The following is a 21,192-nucleotide window of genomic DNA, read 5'->3' as shown; positions in this document are numbered from 1 at the left end:
GGCCGGTGGCCGAACCCAGTGGCCGGCGCGGTGGCGGTGGCGGTGGCGGTGGCCGGCGCGGCGGCGGTGGCGGTGGCCGGCGCGGCGGCGGTGGCGGTGGCCGGTCGACTCGCGTTTCGGGAAGTCGGGGTATCGCCGACCCTTTGACACCCCGACTTCCCGGAAGCCGAGTGGATCTAGCGCCGAGCTGAGCCAACGATGCGGCGCAGGCGAACGATGCGGCGCAGGCGAACGCCGCCGTAAGACATCTGCTGGCGGCAGCACCCCTGAGATCGCGCACATCTCGACCACGCCCGCACACAGGGCGGCGGCAGCGAACTCCAGCTGCTCACCCTCGACTTGCTCGACGCTTCTTGATCGACTCGGGTTGCAGGAAGGCGGGGTGTCGAGCAGCCCCGGATACCGCGATTTTCATGAAGTCGAGTGGGTGGGCTGTGGACTTCGGTTACGCCGGGCGCTTCGCGCAAAGGCCGCGCCACCCGAGACCACCCCACGACGCGAGAGCACCCCACCACGCAAGCGACGCGTCGGCGGACCCGCCGCGGGAGCTGCTACTTCTTCCCGGCCGCCTTGCCGTCGCCGGAGTCGGAGGAGAGCGCGGCGATGAAGGCTTCCTGTGGGACCTCGACTCGGCCCACCATCTTCATCCGCTTCTTGCCTTCCTTCTGCTTCTCCAGCAGCTTGCGCTTACGGCTGATGTCGCCGCCGTAGCACTTGGCGAGCACGTCCTTGCGGATCGCCCGAATGGTTTCCCGGGCGATGACCCGGCTGCCGATGGCCGCCTGGATCGGCACCTCGAACTGCTGGCGCGGGATCAGGGTACGGAGCTTGGCGGCGATGGTGACGCCGTAGTTGTACGCCTTGTCCTTGTGCACGATGGCGCTGAACGCGTCCACCGGCTCGCCGTGCAGCAGGATGTCCACCTTCACCAGCTCGGACGCCTGCTCGGTGGTGGGCTCGTAGTCGAGCGAGGCGTAGCCCTTGGTACGGCTCTTCAACTGGTCGAAGAAGTCGTAGATGATCTCCGCGAGGGGCAGCGTGTAGCGCAGCTCCACCCGGTCGGCGGAGAGGTAGTCCATGCCCAGCAAGTTGCCGCGCCGGCCCTGGCAGAGCTCCATCACCGCGCCCACATAGTCGTTGGGCGTCAACACGGTGGCCCGCACGACAGGCTCGTACACCTCGGCGATCTTGCCGGTGGGGTACTCGCTCGGGTTGGTCACGACGATCTCCTCGCCGTCGTCCGTGATCGCCCGGTAGACGACGTTCGGCGCGGTGGAGATCAGGTCGAGGTTGTACTCGCGCTCCAGCCGCTCCCGGATGATCTCCAGGTGGAGCAGGCCGAGGAAGCCGCAACGGAAGCCGAAGCCGAGCGCGCCGGAGGTCTCCGGCTCGTAGTCCAGGGCGGCGTCGTTGAGCTTGAGCTTGTCCAGAGCCTCACGCAGGTTGGGGTAGTCGGACCCGTCGATCGGGTAGAGGCCGGAGTAGACCATCGGCTTCGGGTCCTTGTAACCACCCAACGCCTCGGCCGCCGGCCGGCTGTTGATGGTGACCGTGTCACCGACCCGGGACTGCCGGACGTCCTTCACACCGGTGATCAGGTAGCCGACCTCGCCGACGCCGAGCGCCTCGGCCTTGACCATCTCGGGCGAGATGACGCCGATCTCCAGCAGCTCGTGCACGGCGCCGGTGGACATCATCTTGATCCGGTCCCGGGCGCTGATCCGCCCGTCGATGACCCGGACGTACGTGACGACGCCGCGGTACACGTCGTACACCGAATCGAAGATCATCGCCCGGGCGGGCGCCGCCGCGTCGCCGACCGGCGGGATGAACTGCCGGACGATCTCGTCGAGCAGGTACGGCACGCCCTCGCCGGTCTTGCCGGAGACGCGGATGCAGTCGGCGGGGTCGCCACCGATGAGGTGGGCCAGCTCCTCGGCGTACTTCTCCGGCTGGGCGGCCGGCAGGTCGATCTTGTTGAGCACCGGGATGATGCGCAGGTCGTTTTCCAGGGCCAGGTAGAGGTTGGCCAGTGTCTGCGCCTCGATGCCCTGCGCGGCGTCGACCAGGAGCACGGCGCCCTCGCAGGCGGCCAGCGACCGGGACACCTCGTACGTGAAGTCGACGTGCCCCGGGGTGTCGATCATGTTGAGCACCGCGTGCTCGCCGGTCCGCTCACCCTCACGGATGGTCCACGGCATGCGAACGGCCTGGCTCTTGATCGTGATGCCGCGCTCGCGCTCGATGTCCATCCGGTCCAGGTACTGGGCGCGCATCTGCCGGGGGTCGACCACACCGGTGAGCTGCAACATCCGGTCGGCCAGGGTCGACTTCCCGTGGTCGATGTGGGCGATGATGCCGAAGTTCCGGATGCGACCGGGGTCGGTGGAACCAGGGGCGTTCGCGCCGGGATCGAGCTTCGGTGGCACAGCGGTCCGTTCTGGTCGGCTGACGTGAACAGGCCGGCGCGCCGCCGACCCCCTCTATGTTCCCACGCCGCCGGGGCACGCCCGCTGCGCGGGCGATGGATCGGCCCGAGGACCCCTCACTCCATCGGCGGTTCGACGAAGAGCGCGGCCAGCCGGGGCAGCCGTCGGCGGGCCTCCTCCTCGTCGTCGAAGTCCCAGAAGTCGTTGAGGTCCGGCGTACGCACCGGGTCGCGGTCCGCCGGTAACTCGGTCGCGGTGGCCTTTCGGTACGCGTCCCAGGGCACCGACAGCATCTGCTCGGCGGAGAACTCCTCGCCGCTGAGCGAGGCCGCCCGCACCTGGGGCAACTCGGCCAGCGAGTCCGGTTCGGCGACCGCCCGGGCAAAGACCGCCCGACCCTGGGTCATCAGCCAGCCCCGGAAGTGCTCGAAGCCGTCGGCGGAAGCGCCGCCGTTGATCAGGTACGCCGCACCCCACAGGTCCACCTTGTGCGAGGCGGCCAGCACCCTCGTCTGGTGCCGGGCGTACCCGATGATGTCCTCCGGGTCGCGTTCGGCGAGCAGCGCGACCGCCCGCGCGGCGACGGGCCCGGGCTCTCCCCCACCGCCCGCTCGCGCCTGGTCGATCAGCTGCCAGAAGTCCTCGGTCCTCATGGCTTGGCAGTCTGGCAGTGTCGCCGCGCGTCGCGCACGTACCCCGGGGCAGCATGGTGTGGTGTCTCCTCCCCCGCTGCCGCCGGTGCCCTACCACGCGAGTGCCCTGCGCCCCTCGTGGCCGACGCTGCCGGCGGCGCTGCGGGCCGCGGTCGCCGACCGGCTGGGCGCGCCGGTGGTCACCGCCCGGGTCGCGGGTGCGGGCTTCACCCGCGGCTTCGCCGCAGTGCTCCACACCGCCGACGGCGGCCGGGCCTTCGTGAAGGCGGCACCCGCCGCCGAGCAACCGCATCTGGTCCAGTGGTACGCCCGGGAGGCCGCGATCCTGGATCGGCTGCCGACCGACCTGCCGGCGCCCCGCCCCCGGTGGACCCTGTCCGAAGCTGGCTGGTTCGTGCTCTGCACCGACGCCGTCGACGGCCACACCCCGCGTCTGCCCTGGGTGCCCGGCGAGTTGGACGCCACCCTCGCCGGGTACGCGCAGGTCGCCGCCGCCCTGGCCGACCCCCCGGTCGAGCTGACCGCGCTCGGCCTGCCGCAGCTGTCGGACCTGGCCCGCTCGGACATCCTCTGGTGGGAGGAGGTCGCCGCCGGGCGCGAGCCGGCCCCACCGCTGCCCGCTCCGGCGCAGGGTCGCCTGGCCGAGCTGGTGGCGCTGGAGTCCCGCCTCCCCCGGTACGCCGCCGGGGCGACCAGCCTGATCCACGGGGACCTGCGGGTCGACAACGTGCTGATCGACGGGCACAACCGAGCCTGGTTCTGCGACTGGACGTGGGTCTGCTCCGGCCCGGCCTGGTTCGACCTGGCCGGCCTGCTGCTCACCGCGTACGCCAGCGGGCTGGACACGGACCGGCTCTTCGCCACGCACCCGACGACCGTCGGCGCGCCCCCGGACGCGCTGGACGCGACCCTGGCCGCGTTGGCCGGCTACTACCTCACCGGTGCTGCTGCGGCGCCGCCGACGGCCTCGCCGCACCTGCCCGCCCACCAGCGCTGGAGTGGCGAGCAGTCACTCGACTGGCTGGCCCGCCGCCAGGGCTGGCGGTGAGCCGGCCGGCCTGGCGGCGGGCTGGCCTGGCGGTGACGCGGCCTGACGATGACGCGGCCTGACCTGGGCGCGGCCTGACCTGGGCGCGACGCGGGCCGGGGGTGAGCCGCCGTAACGGTCGAGGGCGTAATCTGGTGGTCGACGGGCCGGGTCCGTCCGCGCGAAGGCCGAGCCGTTTTGGCTCGTCCCGGGCGACCTGGTAACCTGGCTCTTCGCGCAGCGGTGACGCATGTTCGTCATCCAGCGTAGAAGCTGACCAACCCGAGCTATCAAGACGAGGCTGTCGCGTGGCGAACATCAAGTCCCAGATCAAGCGCAACCGGCAGAACGAGAAGGCCCGGCTGCGCAACAAGTCGGTCAAGTCGTCGCTGAAGACCGCCGTCCGGAAGTTCAACGAGGCTGCCGAGGCCGGTGACGTCGAGAAGGCCACCGCGCTGATGCTGGACGCCTCTCGCAAGCTGGACAAGGCCGTCAGCAAGGGCGTGATCCACTCCAACCAGGCCGCGAACCGCAAGTCCGCGATCGCGAAGCGCGTGGGTGCGCTCTCCGCCGCCTGACGACTCAACCGTCAGACCGATTCGGAAAGCCCCGGGCTCAGGCCCGGGGCTTCCGCGTGTCCGCAGGCCGGTGTCGTGCCCGCAGACCAGACGGCTCAATCTCACGGGCCGACGCTCAATCCGCGGGCCGCGCTGAGTCGGGCGGGCCGACGCTCGATCCGACCGACCAGCTCGGTCTGACGGGTCGGGCTCAGTCTGACGGGTCGGAGCGGCGGGCGGGCGGCACCGAATCCGCGGTGATCACCACGCCGGTGACGCTGTGCGAGATCCACTCCACCTGGGCTCGGCCGACCGCCGGCTCCATCTGCCGTCGGAACCGGTCCCGTTCCTGCTCGGGCACGAGCGCGGCGGAACGGACCACGATCGCGGCCACCATGTCGTTGAGCTTGACCATGGCCGCCACCACGACGGGCAGCACCAGCACCGCCCACCACGTGACCAGCTCGGCGAGGGCGAGCAGCACCGCCAGAGCGATCGTGCCCTCGAAGAAGAGGAAGCACAGCACACCGCCGGGGTTGACGAACCGCAGGCCGAGGAGTCGGGCGTAGAGCGGCCGGTAACGCTCCTCGTCCACGGGGATGGTGGCCCAGGCCGGGCGGTTCGCCCCCGTCACCTGGCGCTGCCCTGCCGGGCCGCGGCGACGGAGAAGACCGCACGCTCCAGGGCGTACGCCCGATCGTCGGAGCCGCCCTTGACGGCCGCGTTGCACTCGGCGGCGACCTGCATGGCCCGGACCAGGCCCTCCGGGGTCCAACCACGCCCCTGCCGCTGCGCCCGCTCGATCTTCCACGCGGGCATCCCGAGGCTGCTGGCGAGCTGGTACGGGTTGCCCCGCCCAGCCGAGGCCACCCGGGCAACCGTGCGTACCCCGTCGGCCAGGGCGTCGGCGATGGGCACCGGGTCGACCCCGACGTGCAGGGCCCAGCGCAGTGCCTCCAGCGCCGCCGGCACGTCACCGACCATGGTGGCGTCCGCCACGGTGAAGCCGGTCACCTCGACCCTGCCGCGGTAGTAACGGGAGACCGTATCGGCGCTGATCCGCCCGTCCGTGTCGGCGATCAGTTGGGAACAGGCGGCGGCCAGCTCGCGCAGATCGTTGCCGACAGCCGCGATGAGCGCCTCAGCGGCGTCGTCGGTGCATTTTCCGCCAGCTCGGCGGATCTCGTCGCGGACGAAGGCCAGCCGGTCGCGGTGCCCCTTGAGCTTGGCCGCCGGAACGACGGTCGCGCCGGCTGCCCGCAGCCCGTCGGCGAACGCCTTGCCCTTGGCGCCGCCCAGGTGCAGCACCAGCAGTTGGACGTCCGGGTCGGGGTTCTTCGCGTACGCGAGCAGTGCGGCGACCAGATCCTTGCGGGCGTCCTGACCGGAGCGCAGGATCAGCAGCCGCCGTCCACCGAACAGCGACGGGCTGAGCATCTCGGCAATCTCGCCGACGGTGAGCGCGCTGGCCTGGTATTCGCGGACGTCCGCTTCGGGGTCGACACCGCGAACCTTCGCGACAGCTTCGGTGACCGCGCGCGTGGCGAGCAGCTCCTCGTCACCGAGGACGAGCAGAATGGGGGCGAAGCTGGCGGGGGTCACGCCGCCCATATTCGCACGGCCCGGCTCGGGATCGTGCCTGCTCATTCGCTGCTTGGTCGGCGCAGCCCGCACACAGCGCAAATCCCGACATCTATCTCAATTCCCCATGCAATCCGCAATTTACCCGCATCTTCAGCCCTGACAGCGACCTGGGCCACACCGGAACGCCCGCATGGAGTTGATCCACACGGGATCAGCGATATCGCGGTATCGGACAGCTGCTCATACCCCGATATCAGCAACTCGGAGTCGATCAGAACCTCCCCGCCGTCGGCTCAGGGTCGCCGGCCCACTGGGACACCTCGCCGGGCCACACCCAGTCCGTGGCTCGTCCGAACCGCCGCGAGGTCGCCATCGGTGTCGGTACGCAGCACCCGAGCGCCGCCCCTGCCCAATCGCGCGAGCAGCCCAGGGCTCGGGTGTCCGTAGGTGTTGCCGGTGCCGACCGGCACCAGCGCGACGGAGGGCCGCACCGCGTCGAGGAAACCGACGTCCTGGTACGCCGAACCGTGGTGGGCGACCTTCAACACGTCCGCCCGCAACTGGCCGGGCGTGGCCCGCGCCACCATCGCGTGCTGCTCCTCGGTCTCCGCGTCTCCGGGAAGCAGGATCCGCACCCCGGCCACCGTGGCGAGCAGCACCAACGAGTTGTTGTTCGGATCGGACCTCGTGCCGGCCAGCGGGTACGGCGGGCCGAGCACCAGCAGGTCGACGTCCCCGATCGGATGGCGGGCCCCAGACACCGTGGTGAACGACGCGGCCCGTCCGGCAGTCGCCGCCGCCCGAACCACGTCCCGACCGCTGTCCGGGTCAGTCGAGGACGGCACCAGCACGGCGTCGACCCGCCGCCCCCGGAACACCCCGGCCACTCCTCCCACGTGATCGGCGTGAAAGTGGCTGATCACCAGCAGCGGCACCTCCCGTACGCCGAGCCGGCGCAGGCAACCGTCCACCGCCCCGGGTTCCGGACCGGCGTCCACCACCACCGCCCGACCGGGGGCGACCGGCAACACCACGGCGTCGCCCTGACCCACAGCGCAGACCACCACCACCCAACCCGGCGGCGGCCAGCCGGCGAACACCAGCCGCACCGGAAGCGCACCGAGCACCGAGGCGACGCCGACGACCGCCACGAGTCGCCGTACGAGTGGCCGGCGCACCGCGATCAGCAGCGCGACGGTCAGCGCGGTCAACAGCAGGGCGCCCGGCACCCCGCCCGGCCACGGCAGGGTGCCACCCGGCAAGCGGGCGCCCTGGTGGGCGATGACCACCAGCCACCAGGCCGGCCAGCTCGCCAGCCAGGCGAGGAACTCGGCGCCGCCCGGCCAGATCGGCGACATCATGGCCGCCAGCACTCCCAGCACGGTCGCCGGCGCGATGGCGGGCACCGCCAACAGGTTGGCCGGCACCGCCACCAGGCTGACCGTGCCGGAGATGCCGGCGACGACCGGCCCGCAGGCCAGCTGCGCCGCCGCCGGCACGGCCAGCGCCTCCGCCAAGCCGGGCGGCACACCTCGCCTCCGCAGGCCGTCCCGCCAGCGCGGCGCGAGCAACAACAGGCCACCGGTGGCCAGCACGGAGAGCGCGAAACCGGGATCACCGGCCAGCTCCGGGTCCACCAGGACCAGCACGGTGACGGCGGCGGCCAACGCGGGCAGTGCTGCCCGGGGACGACCCGCGGCCAGCGCGGCCAGCCCGATCGCCCCCATCGTGGCGGCCCGTACGACGCTCGGTGACGGCCGGACCAGGATGACGAAGCCCACCAGCGCCACCCCGCACAGCCCGGCGGCGAGCCACGGGCCGGCCCGCGCCCACCGGGCCAGCAGCAACACCGCGCCTACGACAATTGCCACGTTGCTTCCCGAAACGGCGTTGAGGTGTGTCATCCCAGTGGCGCGGAAGTCCTCCTCGACGGCAGGTGGCAGTCGGCTGGTGTCCCCCACCACGAGACCCGGCAGCAGCCCACCCGGATCGTCGGGCAGCGGCGCACAGGCTCGTTGCAGGCCGGCGCGCAGCGTCCCGGCGGCGCGCTGCGCCCAGGACGACGCACCGTGCCGCTGCGGAGGGCCGTCGGTGCTGAGCACCGCCGCGGTGAGGTCACCACCGCGCGGAACGCCGAGCCGGCCGTCGGCGGTGAGGCGTTGCCCGGGCAGCAGGCCCCGCCAGGCCGGGTCGGTCGTCAGGACGAGCAGCTGCACCGACGCGTCGATGCGTCGGCCGTCCGGGCCGGTGAGCCGGACCAGTTCCGTCGACACCAGCAGCATGCCGGGCCGACCGGCGCTGCGGATCGGACGCGGATCGTCCCGGACCACCAGGTCGGCGGTGACCGAAGCTCGCTGTTCGGCAAGGGCACGGACCGGCGGTGCGTCGCGGACGGCGAGCCGGGCTGCGGTGGCCGCTCCTGCGCAGACCACGCCGAGGCCGACCGCGACGGCGATCCAGCCGTAGCGGCGGACAGCGGCCCGGGGATGGCCGAGCCCACCGAGCAGGTGCAGGGCGCCCGCCGTCGTCACGCCGGCCGCCGCCACGGTGACCGCCAGAAGTGGGCCGGCGCCGAGGTGCAGGCCGGCGAGCGCGGTGAGCCAGGCGGCCACCGCCAACCCGGCCAGCCGCAGGTCCGGCGGGGAGGTCTCGGCTGGCACGACACCGACACCGTCCGACGGCCTCGGGGCACCGCCGCTCACACCGTCACCAGGTCCTTGAGCTGCTCATACCGCGCATCGCCGATCCCGTCGACTTGGCGCAGGTCGCCGACGGCCTTGAACCCACCGTGCTGGTCCCGATGAGTGAGGATCCGCTGGGCGAGGACAGGCCCGACCCCGGGCAGCGCGTCGAGCTGGGCCAACGTGGCGGTGTTCAGGTTCAACGGCCCGACGGCCGGCCCGGCCGCGCCGCCGGGTGGCCCGGCCGCACCACCCGGCACCGGCGGTGGCGTCACCCCGACCACGATCAACTCACCGTCGGTGACCTTGCGGGCGGGGTTGAGCAACGCCACGTCGACACCGGGCAGCGCGCCGCCAGCCGCCTGCACCGCGTCGGCGAGCCGGGACCCGGCCGGCAACCGCACCAGCCCCGGCTTGCGAACCTTCCCCGCGACCGCCACCACCAGCTCGCCGGAGCCGGACGCGCTGGGATCGTCCGCCGGTGCGGCAGACGCGGTCACACTGACCAGCGGAGCGACCGCTTCCGACTGCGGGCGTGACAGCCAGGCCCAACCGGCCGCGCCCAGCACGACCACCACGGCGACAACCGCCAACGCCCGCACGCCGCGCCGCCCGGGGTCGAACGCCCCAGGCCCGGGCAGCCGCGACCCGGGCTCGGCCGCGAGGCCAGCCGATGCGCCGCGCGCGTCCGACTCAGCGGGCGGCGCATCGGCCCGGGGCGGCAACACACCCAGCGGGGGTACGCCCACAAGCGGCACCTCAGCCCGCATTGGCGGCGAACCCTCCGGCGGGTCGGTCAGCCAGCGCAGGCGTTGGCGGACCTCGGTCTCCTCGTCGTGCGACACGGCCCGACGCTAGAGCGGAGGACAGCGCGACGGGGCGAACCGCCCTCCCCCTCTGTGGACAACCAGCGTCCTGTGGACAACGCCCTGATCACCGCACAATCTGCTAGGGGCACACCTCACCGACGGGGCCGAGCCGGATCAGCCTATGAGCGTGATGCCTCTGAGTCATCAAGATGACCCTGAGGCATCACGCTCACACCTATGTGGGTCCCGAGTGCCGGTGCCGTCGACGCCGGTCGCTACACGTACGGCCGGGTGATGATCTCGATGGCGTGGCCCGCCGGGTCCATGAAGTAGAAGCCTCGCCCACCGTGCTCGGTGTTGGTCTCGCCCTCCCGCTTCAGCTGCGGGTCGGCCCAGTACGTGATGCCGCGCCCCTGGACGAACGCCAGGCACCGAGTGAAGAGCTCGTCGTCGACGAGAAACGCGTAGTGCTGCATCTGGATGTCCACCGGCGGCTCGGCGAACTGGAGCAACACACCCTCGTCCAGCTGGACGTTGACGAACGGCCCCCACGACGGCGCCTCCGGCAGCTCGAACAGCTCCCGGTAGAACGCGGCCGAGGCGTTCCTGTCCTTCGTGGCGATGATGGTGTGGTTGAACGTGACTGTCATGCGTACCGTCTTCTTCCCGGTCGATCCGAAGACCCGACCGGAGGCCCACAGCGCTCAGCCAGCCACACCGATGACGACGCCCCGAGGGCACCGACGCCCCGGATCCCGCACGAGAGACGCGTGCATCGCGTCGATCTCGGCGTGGTGGCTGAAGTAGCCAGAACCTCCGGGGGTAGGCCCATCTGGGGCGCGCAACCAGGCTACCCGACGGGTACGCCGTCAGCGGGCCTCCGGGTCGAGGCCGAGCACGGCCCGTCCCCCGTCCACCGGCAGGACCACCCCGTTGACGAAGCTCGCCGCAGGTGACAGCAGGTACGCGACGGCCTCGGCCACCTCGTCGACCCGCCCGATGCGCCCCACCGGGTGCAGCCGGGTCAGCTCGGCGTCGATCCACTGGGCCTGGGAGGGTTCCTGCGCGGCCAGGAAGTCGGCGTGCCGCTCGGTGGCGATCGAACCGAGCGCGACCGCGTTGGCACGAATTCCGTGCCTCCCGTACTCGACGGCCAGCGCCCGGGTCAGCCCCTCCACCGCGGCCTTCGCCGTCGCGTACGGCAAGGCGCCTGACACCGGCCGGCGGGCCTGGTGCGACGAGACGTTGACGATCGCGCCGCCGGCCGCACGGGCCAGGAACCGGCGTACGGCCACCGCGGCGCCCACCACTGCCGGGCGTAGGTTCAGCTCGATCAGTTCCAGCACCATGTCGGCGGAGACGGAGTGCAGGGCGGCGTCGCGGAAGACCGCCGCGTTGTTCACCCAGCCGGACAGGGGCGCGGCGCGTTCGGCCAGCTCGGCGGCGTGCTCGGCCACCTGCTCGTCGGCGGCGTCGCCGATCACGGCGACGAGCCGGTCGGCGGCCGGGTGCCCGGTCAGCCAGTCGACCGCGTCCGCGTCGCGCTCCAGCACGACGACCGTGACACCGGTCGCCACCAGGCGCTCCACCACGGCCCGGCCGACACCACGGCCACCGCCGGTGACCACACAGGACGTCGCCATCGGCTCAGCCGGCCGGCCTGCGGTGGACGACCACGCTGGCCAGACCTGGGCCCGCGTGCGCGGCGACGACCGCACCCGCCTCGGAGACGTACGTGTCGTGCAGCCGGTCACCGAACCGTCCGGTCAGCGCGGCGAGCAACGCCTCGGCCCGCTGCGGCGCGGCCAGATGATGCACACCGATATCCACATCGTCGTCCCCGGCCGCCTCGACGGCCAGGTCCACGAGACGGGCCACTCCACGGCTGGCGGTACGGACCTTCTCCCGCAGCACGATCGCCCCGTCCGGCATGTGCATGATCGGCTTGACGGACAGGGCGGTCCCGAGCAGCGCCTCGGCGGCGTTGATCCGGCCGCCTCGGCGAAGGAACTCCAGCGTGTCGACGTAGAACCAGACGGTCGTGCGGGCGACGGCGGCGAGCGCCGCGTCGCGTACCCCGGTCAGGTCGGCGCCCGCCTGGGCGGCGGTGGCGGCCGCGATGGCCGGGAAGCCGAGGCCCATGCCCGTGGAGCGACTGTCCACGACCTCGACGCGGCCGTCGAAGTCGGCGGCGGCGAGCCGGGCCGCCTCCACCGTGCCGGACAGGGCGGCGGAGATGTGCACCGAGACGACGCCGTCGGCGCCGTCGTCGAGCAGTCGGCGGTACGTGCGGGCGAACTGCTCGGGTGCCGGCCGGGAGGTGGTCGCGGTGACCCGCCGGGCGCTCAGCGCCAGGGTGGCGTCGGCCGGCTGGGTCTCCACCCCCTCCAGCCCTTCCGCGCCGTTGAGCACGACGGTCAACGGAACGACGGTCAGCCGGTGCGCCTGCACCAGCTCGGGCGGAAGGTAGGCGGTGGAGTCGATGACAACCGCGACGGGCATGCCCGGCACGCTAGCCGATCGAGAGGTCGAACGACGAGGCGGAAGCGTTCAGATCGCGTCGACGACGACCGGGGCAGTGACCAGGCCGACGTTGTGCGCCCGCAACTGCCAGCCCCGGACGTCCTGCGGACGCCCGACAGCCGGCGCGCGGTCGTCGTGCCGTAGCTCGCTCCAGTGGCAGTTGGCCAGGGAGCCGATGGTGCGCAGCACGCTGGTGTCCCAACCGAGCAGGTGGCCGATGCCCTGCCGGGAGCCACCACCGTGGGTGGCGATCACCACGGTGCCGCCCGGTGCCGCGTCGGCCGCCTCCCGCAACGCGGCGCCGACCCGCTCGCCTAGGTCGTGCAGAGGCTCCAGATCCGCGCCCGGATCGGGGTCGCCGGCCCGCCAGCGCGCGTACTCCTCGGGGAAGCGCTCGGCGACCTCGGTGAGGTGCAGACCCTGCCACTGACCGAAGTGCCGCTCGCGCAGCCGGGGGTCCGTGCGTATCGGAAGCCCCGTCAGCGCGGCGAGCGCGCCAGCGGTCTCCGCGGCGCGGCTCAGGTCGCTGGACACGATTGCGTCGGGCCGCAGCGCCGCGAGCAGCGGGGCGGCGGCGCGGGCCTGGTCGCGGCCCAGCTCATTCAGGGGTACGTCGGTCTGCCCCTGCACGCGGTTGGCGGCGTTCCAGTCGGTGTTGCCGTGCCGCCAGACGATCAGCCGGGTCATTCTGCTGCGGCGGACCCGCTGGCGTCGGCCTCGACCAGGTCGCGGTCGACGAACGGGATGGTGGGGCAGTCCTTCCAGAGCCGGTCGAGCGCGTAGAACTCGCGCTCCTCGGTGTGCTGGACGTGCACCACGATGTCGACGTAGTCGAGCAGCACCCAACGGCCGCCACGCTCACCCTCGCGCCGCACCGGCTTCGCCTTCTCCGGCAGCTCCAGCAGGCTCGCCTCGATGGCGTCGACGATGGCCAGCACCTGACGCTCGTTGGGGGCGGCGGCGAGCACGAACGCGTCGGTGATGGCGAGCTGGTCGCCGACGTCGATGATCGTGATGTCCTGCGCCTTCTTGTCGGCAGCGGCCTGGGCAGCCGCGATAGCCAGCTCGTGAGCGCGTTCGGAAACTGTCACCGTTCTCCTTAGATCAAGCGTGCGATCGTCCAAGCGTCTCATACCCGGCGACACCCCGACCGGTCAGTTCTGGTCGGTTAAGGGCACAGAACGGGCCATACCGGGCGTGATCAGCCCTGATAGAGGCGCCGCTTGGCGATGTACTGCACCACACCGTCGGGCACCAGATACCAGACCGGCTCACCACGGGCGACCCGAGCGCGGCAGTCGGTCGACGAGATGGACATCGCGGGCACCTGGATCAGACTGACGGTGTCGGCCGGAAGGTGCTTGTCGGTCAACTGGAAGCCGGGCCGGGTCACCCCGACGAAGTGGGCCAGCTCGAAGATCTCGTCCAGGTCCTTCCACGACAGGATGCGCTGCAACGCGTCCGCGCCGGTGATGAAGAACAGCTGCACCTTGGGGCCGTACTCGGCCTGAAGATCACGCAGGGTGTCGACCGTGTAGGTGGGGCCACTGCGGTCGATGTCGACGCGGCTGACCTGGAAGCGGGGGTTGGAGGCGGTGGCGATGACCGTCATCAGGTACCGGTCCTCGGCCGGGCTGACCGGCTCGTCAGCCTTCTGCCACGGCTGACCGGTGGGGACGAAAACCACCTCGTCCAGACCAAACCGGTCCGCCACCTCACTGGCCGCGACGAGGTGCCCGTGGTGGATCGGGTCGAAGGTGCCACCCATGATCCCGATCCGCCGGATGTCTTCCTCCACCCCGTGATCGTAGGCCGGACGTCGTGGGGCGCCGTTGGGGCCCGGCATCGGGCGCACGTCAGGCCACCGGATGGCAGCCTGCCGGGCAGACGACTCGGCCCGGCGGCGTGGTGGTGGTCACCTCGCGGGGTAATACGGGGGTCGCGCGTAAAGGGTCGCCGCATTGAGGGCGTCGCGTGAGGGGACGCCGCATGAGGGTCGCGGGCGAGCCAGCTCGGGCATATACTCGTCTACGAGTAATCGTCCGCGAGCAGAGGAGGCGTCGTGCAGAAGCGGCGCAAGGTCGGCAACCTGCTGGCGCTGGCCGTGCTGTCTGCCCTGGTCCAGCGGCCGATGCACCCGTACGAGATCGCCACCGCACTGCGTGCCTGGGGCAAGGACCAGGACATGGAGTTCAAGTGGGGGTCCTTCTACACGGTGATCCGCAACATGGACAAACACCGCATGATCGAAGCGGTGGAGAGCGTCCGCGAGGGTCGGCGCCCGGAACGCACCGTCTACCGCATCACGGATGCGGGGCGGGCGGAGCTGGTCGACTGGGCCCGCGAGCTGGTCTCCACGCCGATGCCCGAGCATCCCCGTTTCCGAGCCGGCCTGTCCGTTCTCGCCGCCCTGCATCCCGACGAGGCCGCCGCCCTGCTGCGGCAACGGCTCGACCTGCTGGAGGACACGATCCGCCAGGACCGGGAAGCGCTCGACGCGCACCTGCGGGAGGTTCCGCGGCTGTTCCTGGTGGAGTCGGAGTACGACCTCGCCATGCGCGACGCGGAGGCCTCCTGGCTGCGCGGGCTGCTCGCGGAGCTGACCTCGGGCAGCTACCCGGGGCTGGACACCTGGCGGGCCTTCCACGAGACCGGCGAGATGCCCGCGGAGCTGACCGAGCTGTCCCAGAGAACCACCACCGCGAAAGCCACCGCCGAAAGCAACAACACCACCACACAGAAAGCCAGCACCCCGACAACCAGCAGCCGGGAAGCCGACTGAAGAACGGCTCCGGCGGGGTGCGCCAACACCCCGCCGGAGCCCTTACCCCGAACCGATGCCTGGGAAGGCGCCCGGCCCGAAGCGGCAACCAGAGGATAACCGGGCTCCCTCCCAGGTCGGTCGCACGCGACCACACACCTCAGGGAGAAGAGCATGACCACGGTACGAACCGCGATCGTCATCGGCGGCGGCATCGCCGGACCGGTGACGGCACTCGCACTGCGCCGCGCCGGCATCACGGCGACCGTCCACGAGGCGTACCCGGCCACCGCCAGCGGAGTTGGCGGCATCGGCGGCACCCTCGCGCTCGCGCCCAACGGCGTGGCGGCCCTACGTACGGTCGGCGCGGACCAGGCGGTGACGGCGGCCGCCACCCCGATCACGCGCAGCGTGATGGCGGTCGGCCGACGCCGCATCGACCTGCCCACGCTGAGCGGAGTGCCACCGCTGCGCGTGGTACACCGCGCCGAGCTGCATCAGGCGCTGCACGACCAGGCTGTCGCCGAGGGGGTCGGTTTCGCGTACGGCAAGCGGCTGGTCGACGCCGAGCAGTCGGAGAGCGGCGTGACCGCCCGCTTCGAGGACGGCAGCACCGCCACCGCCGACGTCCTGATCGGTGCCGACGGCATCCGGTCGACCGTTCGTGGCCTGATCGACCCGGCCGCACCCGGCCCCCGGTTCACCGGCCTGCTCGGTTTCGAGGCGGTGGCCCGGCACGAGGTGGATGCGGAGCCGGGCACCATGACGTTCGCGTTCGGGCGCCGCGGCTACTACCTCTACTGGCCGGAGCCGGGCGGTGGCACCCGGTGGGGGGCCAACCTGCCGTACCAGCGGCCGATGAGCCTGGTCGAGGCCCGCACGGTGCCGTCGACGCAGTGGCTGGCCACGCTGCGCGACACCTACGGCGACGACGACCCGGGCCGGGAGCTGATGGCGACCAGCACGGCGGACGAGCTCCAGGTGGTCGGGGCGTTGCAGATCATGCCGCCGGTGCCGCACTGGCACCGGGGTCGGATGGTGCTGGTCGGCGATGCGGCGCACGCACCGTCGAACAGCTCCGGGCAGGGCGCGTCACTGGCCATCGAGAGCGCGGTGCAGCTCGCCCGTTGTCTGCGTGACCTACCGGACGTGGCGTCGGCGTTCGCCGCGTTCGACCGGCTCCGCCGCTCCCGGGTGGAGAAGGTCGCCGCCCGCGCGGCGCGGATCAACCACACCAAGGCGCCGGGGCCGGTCGGCCGGACGCTGATGCCGTTGCTGATGCCCCTGCTGGTGCGCACCGCAATGGACCCGGAGAAGACGATCGCCCACGAGCAGCGGTACGTCATCGACTGGGACGCGCCGGTCACGGCGGAGCCCGCGCTGCGCTGAGCTACGGGCGCGGGAGCACTTCCTGATCGAGTCGGGGTCCGGGAATCGGGGGTTCGCCCGTCCCGGACCCCGCGCCCAACCAGCCCTATGCGGACGCGGCGGCCACCGCCGTTCGGGCGACCAGCGCGCGGCGCAGGTCGTCGTCGGCGTCGGTCACCACCCGGCGTAGGCCGGGGGTCAGGTCGTCGCGGGCCAGCAGCGCCGCGGCCGCTTCCCGGGTCGGCTGCGCCACGGCATAGCGGGGGAACGCCAGGGCCGCGACCCGGTCGGCCGTCCAGGGGGTACGCCGACGCGCGGCGGCCGGCATGTCCGCGAAGTACCGATCGACGTACGCGGCGGTCAGCTCGGCCTGTTCGGGTTGCCAGAACCCTTCGGCGGTCGCCTCCAACGGCCGGCTGGACAGCTCGGTGTCCCGCACGATGATCTCCCAGGCTGCCTGCTTCGCGGCCGGGTCGGGCAGGGCAGCCCGGCAGCGGGCGGCCCGTTCCGCCCCCGTGGAGCTGTTGTCGGCGGCTGCCTCGATGGCGATCTCCGCCTCGCCGGCGGCGCCGAGCACCACCAGCCGGCGCAGCACCGCCCAGCGCAGCTCCGCGTCGACCTTCAGGCCGGTCGGCACGTCCCGGCCGGCGAGCCAGCCGACGAGCAGGTCCGCGTCGGTGGTCGCGGCGATCCAGCCGCGGGCTGCGGCGAGTTGCAGCGACTCCCCCGCCTGCGCACCGTCGAGCAGCCGCTGGCACGCCCCGGCGACCCGGGCCAGCGCTGTGGACCGGGCCAGTGGGTCGAGATAGCGGTCGATCAGCGACCGGCTCAGGGTCAGCACGTCCTCCGCGATGATCACCTCAGTTTCGGCCGGCAGCGCGGCGACCATCAGCTCGACGAGGCCGGTGACCGGCCGCTCCCCGTCGGTCGCCGCGTCCAGCGCCTCACTCCAGAGCACCGCCCTCGCCAGTGGGTCGGTCAGCCCGGGCAGCACCAGCGGAACGGCGTCCGCCGACGCCGGGTCGAGGCGCACCTTGGCGAAGCTGAGGTCACCGTCGTTGAGCAGGAGCAGCCGGGCCGCCGGGGCGCCGGTCAGCTCACCCAGCACCGTGCGGGCACCGTCGGCGTCGGGGTCGATGTCCACCTCGTCGCGCTCGACGGTGCCGTCCATCGAGTAGCGGCCCACGCCGATGCGGTGCGGGCGCAGCACCTGGTGTGGCGCGGGCGCGGTCTGCACCACGGCCACCTCGGCGTAGTGGCCGTCGGCATCGACGGCGACCTCGGCACGCAGGGTGTTGACCTGTGGCCGACGCAGCCACAGCTCGGCCCAACCGGACAGGTCCCGCCCGCTGGCGGTGGAGAGGCTGGCCAGCAGGTCGTCGAGGGTGGCGTTGCCGAAGCGGTGCGCCGCGAAGTGCGCGTTCAGGCCGGCGAGGAACGCCTCGTCACCGAGCCACGCGACCAGTTGCCGGAGCACGCTGGCGCCCTTGGCGTACGAGATGCCGTCGAAGTTGAGCAGGCCCTCGTCGGTGTCGGCCACCTCGTCCGGGGCGACCGGGTGGGTGGAGGGGCGCTGGTCGGCGGCGTAACCCCAGGCCTTGCGGCGCATCGCGAAGGTGGTCCACGCCTGGTCGAAGCGGGTCGCCTCGGCGGTGACCCGGGTGCCCAGGTATTCCGCGAAGGACTCGTTCAACCACAGGTCGTCCCACCAGCGCATGGTGACCAGGTCACCGAACCACATGTGCGCCATCTCGTGCGCGATGGTGGTGGCCCGCAGCTCGCGCTGGCTGTCGGTGACTGCCGAGCGGAACACGTAGTCGTCGCGGAAGGTGACGATGCCCGGGTTTTCCATCGCGCCGGCGTTGAACTCTGGCACGAACGCCTGGTCGTACTTGCCGAACGGATAGCGCTCGGTGAAGAGCTGGTGGAACCGGTCCAGGCACTGCCGGGTGACGGTGAAGATCTCCTCGGCGTCCGCGTCCAGGTGCTCGGCGAGCGACCGGCGGCAGTAGATACCCAGCGGCACGCCGTCGTGCTCGGCCCGCCGGACGTGGTACGGACCGGCGATCAGCGAGAAGAAGTATGTGGCCAGCGGCGCGGTCGGTGCGAACTCCCAACGACCGGGCGCGGGATTGGCGGCCACCTCGGCGTTGCCGGACACCGTCCATTCCGGCGGAGCGGTCACCGAGAGGGTGAACGGTGCCTTGAGGTCGGGCTGGTCGAACGCGGCGAAGATGCGCTGCACGTTGTCGAGGAAGGACATCGCGTAGAGGTAGGTCTCGCCGTCGGCCGGGTCGACGAAGCGGTGCATCCCCTCGCCCGTCCTGGAATACGCCATCTCCGCCTCGACGACCAGCGTGTTGTCCGCGAGCAGGTCGTCGAGCGGCAGCCGGTTGTCGGTGAGCAGACCGGGGTCGAGGTCGCGGTCGTTGAGGCGTACGCCGAGCAGTTTTGCGGGCTTGACCTCGGCGAAGGTCGCGGTGCCGGCGGTCGCCCGGAACCGGATCTCGACGCGGGAGCGGAACAGCTCGGTGCCACCGGTCAGGTCAAGGTCCACCTGATAGGACTCGACAGTAATCGCCGCGCCACGCGCGGTCGCCTCTACACGGGTCAGGCTCGGCATCCGCTTATCCTGCCCGATGGGGATCGGCACCCGGTCACCACACGACCCTCGGCACTGGAGGAAAGAACAATGGCGCAGCACCCCAAGGGCGACTTCGACCTCTCTCGGGCGGTCTGGCAGCGGGCCGAAGGGGACACCTCCGACAGCGCCGTAGAGGTCGCCTTCGTCGACGATCTGATCGGGATGCGCAACTCGGCCGAGCCGGACGGGCCGGTGCTGGTCTTCACGCAGGCCGAGTGGGACGCGTTCGTGGCCGGCGCGCAGGACGGCGAGTTTGACCTGGACTGATCGTGCCCGCCGGCGGGCGGTGGCCGTCGACCCGGGACCGGCGACCCCGGGTTGGCGGTCAGTCACGGGCGGGGCCGTCGCCGTCGCCCCAGCCGAGACCGCCGGGGCCCGGGGCGTGGTGGAAGCCGGGGTGATCGGCCACGTCGACGCAGCGCTCGCCGTCCGGGCCGAGCGCACCGCAGAACAGCCGCTCGGCCCGCTGCCAGGCATCGGCCGGTGACAGGGCCGCCGCCCCGAGCGCCACCTCCGGGCGGAGCAGGTTGAGCGCCTCCGCGTACGCCACGGCCAGCTCGCGTGCCTCGACCACGCTGGGGGCGGTGAAGCCCAGGTGCACGGTGAAGAAGCGGTGTGGCCGGGTGGGCCGCCGGGGCGGCCCGATGAGTGGCCGCGCGTCGCGGCCTCCGCCCAGTGCACCGACCGCTCGTCGCTGCCGCCAGTGCGGTGATGTGTTGTCGCGCATCCGCCCTCCCCGTGGTTGCCCCACCAGCAGCAAACCAGGTTCCGCTGCCCCTGGGAGGGGCCAGCCGGCGTGCCGTCGGCGCGGGGATTCAGCGGCCGTCACGGGGGTAGACGCAGCCGGCCGGTGGCGACCCGGCCACACCCGCGCGTGAGGAGACCCGATGGCCACCATGCCGGCCGACCGCAGCCCGGACAGCACCCTCGCGTTGCTCCGCGCCGGCTACCGGTTCATCGGCGAACGCTGCGAGCGGTACGGCAGCGACGTCTTCCAGACCCGGATCCTGCTCGCCCCGACCATCTGCCTGCGCGGCCGGCCGGCGGCGGTGCTGTTCTACGACAACGACCGCTTCCAGCGCGCGACCGCCATGCCGCTGCGGGCGCAGCGGACCCTCACCGGTCGGCGTGGTGTGCAGGGGCTGGACGGGCCGGAGCACGCCGACCGCAAGGCCATGTTCATGTCGATCATGACGCCGAACACCATCCGGCAGCTCGGCCAACTCTTCGACGACGAGTGGCAGGCGCGGATCCCCGCCTGGGAGGCCGCCGGGCCGCTGCCGCTCTACGACGAGCTCGGCCGGTTGCTGACCCGGGTGGTCTGCGCCTGGGCGGGGGTGCCGCTGCCCACGTCCCAGGTTGAACGACGCGCCGTCGAGCTGCACTCGATGATCGAGGCTCCGGCGGCGGTCGGCCCCCGGCACTGGCGGGGACGGCTCGCCCGTCGTCGCACCGAACGCTGGCTCGGCGACCTCATCGAGCGGACCCGGATCGGTCTTTTTCCGGCGCCGCCCGGCAGCGCCCTGGCCGTGATCGCCGAACACCGCGACCGGCAGGGCCGGCTGCTCCCCCGCCGGGTCGCGGCTGTGGAACTGCTCAACGTGCTGCGGCCGGTGGTCGCCGTGGACCAGTACATCGCGTTCGCCGCGCTCGCCCTGCACGACCATCCGGGCTGGCGGGAACGGGTCCGCGGCGACGGTGAGGCCACCGAGAACTTCGTCCAGGAAGTACGCCGCTACTACCCGTTCTTCCCAATGGCGGCAGCCCGGGTCCGGCGTTCCTTCGACTGGCAGGGCCACCACTTTCCCCAGGGGCGACGGGTCCTGCTCGACCTGTACGGCACCAACCACCACCCGGCCCTCTGGCCGGAACCGGAGCTGTTCCGGCCGGAGCGGTTCGCCAACCGACGCGTGGACCCGTTCGAGCTGATCCCGCAGGGCGGCGGTGACCACTGGGCCGGGCACCGTTGCGCGGGCGAGTGGATCACCATCGACCTGATGAAGCGGGCGGTCACCAACCTGACCAGCACCATGCGCTACGACGTGCCCGTCCAGGACCTGGCCCTGGACCTGCACCGGATGCCGGCGCTGCCACCCCTCGGCCTGACCCTCACCAACATCCGACGCACCGCCTGACGCTCAGCACCGCCTGACGCA

The 21,192-nt window shown here is 72.0% G+C and carries 20 protein-coding genes; 6 read left to right on the top strand and 14 right to left on the bottom strand.

Translation table 11 applies throughout. The annotated features are described in order from the left end of the window. Positions 1-551 precede the first annotated feature (551 nt). Together lepA and KBX34_RS24105 are read right to left on the bottom strand one after the other, a co-directional pair. Entirely contained in the window at positions 552-2,429 is a 1,878-nt protein-coding gene (lepA, locus tag KBX34_RS24110) for a translation elongation factor 4 (protein ID WP_088949710.1), read from the bottom strand. A 116-nt stretch (positions 2,430-2,545) separates the two neighbouring features. Next, complete coding sequence (locus KBX34_RS24105) at positions 2,546-3,082, bottom strand: DUF4240 domain-containing protein (protein ID WP_210793552.1); 537 nt, start codon at positions 3,080-3,082, stop codon at positions 2,546-2,548. Positions 3,083-3,143: 61 nt separating this feature from the next. Here KBX34_RS24105 and KBX34_RS24100 point away from each other — a divergent pair, with 61 nt between their 5' ends. Further along, positions 3,144-4,130 (top strand): phosphotransferase family protein, encoded by a 987-nt coding sequence (locus KBX34_RS24100; RefSeq protein ID WP_210927059.1) that lies wholly within the window; start codon positions 3,144-3,146, stop codon positions 4,128-4,130. Positions 4,131-4,417: 287 nt separating this feature from the next. Further along, complete coding sequence (gene rpsT / locus KBX34_RS24095) at positions 4,418-4,687, top strand: 30S ribosomal protein S20 (RefSeq protein ID WP_088949712.1); 270 nt, start codon at positions 4,418-4,420, stop codon at positions 4,685-4,687. Between the two features lie 190 nt (positions 4,688-4,877). Here rpsT and KBX34_RS24090 read toward each other — a convergent pair whose 3' ends face one another. From KBX34_RS24090 to nadD, 10 genes are all read right to left on the bottom strand, one after another. After that, positions 4,878-5,300: a hypothetical protein gene (locus KBX34_RS24090; protein WP_210793554.1), complete on the bottom strand. Its 423-nt coding sequence runs from the start codon at positions 5,298-5,300 to the stop codon at positions 4,878-4,880. After that, a complete protein-coding gene (holA, locus tag KBX34_RS24085) occupies positions 5,297-6,277 on the bottom strand; it encodes a DNA polymerase III subunit delta (RefSeq protein WP_210793588.1) in 981 nt (326 codons plus the stop codon). Before holA ends, KBX34_RS24090 begins: the two co-directional genes overlap by 4 nt. 266 nt (positions 6,278-6,543) lie before the next feature. Continuing rightward, complete coding sequence (locus KBX34_RS24080) at positions 6,544-8,952, bottom strand: ComEC/Rec2 family competence protein (protein WP_210927057.1); 2,409 nt, start codon at positions 8,950-8,952, stop codon at positions 6,544-6,546. Beyond that, positions 8,949-9,776: a ComEA family DNA-binding protein gene (locus KBX34_RS24075; protein WP_307871481.1), complete on the bottom strand. Its 828-nt coding sequence runs from the start codon at positions 9,774-9,776 to the stop codon at positions 8,949-8,951. The genes KBX34_RS24080 and KBX34_RS24075 overlap by 4 nt, the downstream gene beginning before the upstream one ends. A gap of 239 nt (positions 9,777-10,015) precedes the next feature. Beyond that, a complete protein-coding gene (locus tag KBX34_RS24070; protein WP_210927055.1) occupies positions 10,016-10,390 on the bottom strand; it encodes a VOC family protein in 375 nt (124 codons plus the stop codon). Positions 10,391-10,609: 219 nt separating this feature from the next. Then, on the bottom strand, positions 10,610-11,383 hold the full coding sequence (locus KBX34_RS24065; protein WP_210927054.1) for an SDR family NAD(P)-dependent oxidoreductase: 774 nt from the start codon (positions 11,381-11,383) through the stop codon (positions 10,610-10,612). Positions 11,384-11,387: 4 nt separating this feature from the next. Next, positions 11,388-12,242, bottom strand: a complete 855-nt coding sequence (locus KBX34_RS24060) for a DegV family protein (RefSeq protein ID WP_099856581.1) — start codon at positions 12,240-12,242, stop codon at positions 11,388-11,390. Between the two features lie 48 nt (positions 12,243-12,290). Then, positions 12,291-12,950: a histidine phosphatase family protein gene (locus KBX34_RS24055; RefSeq protein ID WP_210793558.1), complete on the bottom strand. Its 660-nt coding sequence runs from the start codon at positions 12,948-12,950 to the stop codon at positions 12,291-12,293. Then, the gene (gene rsfS, locus KBX34_RS24050; protein WP_088949720.1) at positions 12,947-13,354 is read right to left on the bottom strand and encodes a ribosome silencing factor; all 408 of its coding nucleotides are present in this window, start codon (positions 13,352-13,354) and stop codon (positions 12,947-12,949) included. Before rsfS ends, KBX34_RS24055 begins: the two co-directional genes overlap by 4 nt. 110 nt (positions 13,355-13,464) lie before the next feature. Next, positions 13,465-14,061 (bottom strand): nicotinate-nucleotide adenylyltransferase, encoded by a 597-nt coding sequence (gene nadD / locus KBX34_RS24045; RefSeq protein WP_088951954.1) that lies wholly within the window; start codon positions 14,059-14,061, stop codon positions 13,465-13,467. A gap of 264 nt (positions 14,062-14,325) precedes the next feature. On the opposite strand from nadD, the gene KBX34_RS24040 reads away from it, so the two are divergent. Both KBX34_RS24040 and KBX34_RS24035 read left to right on the top strand, forming a co-directional pair. Next, on the top strand, positions 14,326-15,045 hold the full coding sequence (locus KBX34_RS24040; RefSeq protein WP_210793559.1) for a PadR family transcriptional regulator: 720 nt from the start codon (positions 14,326-14,328) through the stop codon (positions 15,043-15,045). A 153-nt stretch (positions 15,046-15,198) separates the two neighbouring features. Continuing rightward, positions 15,199-16,413: an FAD-dependent monooxygenase gene (locus KBX34_RS24035; protein ID WP_210793560.1), complete on the top strand. Its 1,215-nt coding sequence runs from the start codon at positions 15,199-15,201 to the stop codon at positions 16,411-16,413. Between the two features lie 85 nt (positions 16,414-16,498). On the opposite strand, the gene pepN is transcribed toward KBX34_RS24035, so the two are convergent. Continuing rightward, positions 16,499-19,015 carry an aminopeptidase N gene (gene pepN, locus KBX34_RS24030; RefSeq protein ID WP_210927052.1) on the bottom strand — a complete coding sequence of 839 codons (2,517 nt, stop codon included), beginning with the start codon at positions 19,013-19,015 and terminating at the stop codon, positions 16,499-16,501. 69 nt (positions 19,016-19,084) lie between these two features. Between pepN and KBX34_RS24025 the strand changes: the two genes are divergently transcribed. After that, positions 19,085-19,303 (top strand): DUF397 domain-containing protein, encoded by a 219-nt coding sequence (locus KBX34_RS24025; protein WP_030336536.1) that lies wholly within the window; start codon positions 19,085-19,087, stop codon positions 19,301-19,303. Between the two features lie 58 nt (positions 19,304-19,361). On the opposite strand, the gene KBX34_RS24020 is transcribed toward KBX34_RS24025, so the two are convergent. Further along, positions 19,362-19,763: a hypothetical protein gene (locus tag KBX34_RS24020; protein WP_099856588.1), complete on the bottom strand. Its 402-nt coding sequence runs from the start codon at positions 19,761-19,763 to the stop codon at positions 19,362-19,364. 160 nt (positions 19,764-19,923) lie between these two features. On the opposite strand from KBX34_RS24020, the gene KBX34_RS24015 reads away from it, so the two are divergent. Continuing rightward, complete coding sequence (locus tag KBX34_RS24015; protein ID WP_210927049.1) at positions 19,924-21,171, top strand: cytochrome P450; 1,248 nt, start codon at positions 19,924-19,926, stop codon at positions 21,169-21,171. Positions 21,172-21,192 lie beyond the last annotated feature (21 nt).

Source organism: Micromonospora sp. M61, from assembly GCF_018070245.1.
Classification (GTDB): domain Bacteria; phylum Actinomycetota; class Actinomycetes; order Mycobacteriales; family Micromonosporaceae; genus Micromonospora; species Micromonospora zamorensis.
This window is presented reverse-complemented; position numbering and strand designations above follow the sequence as displayed.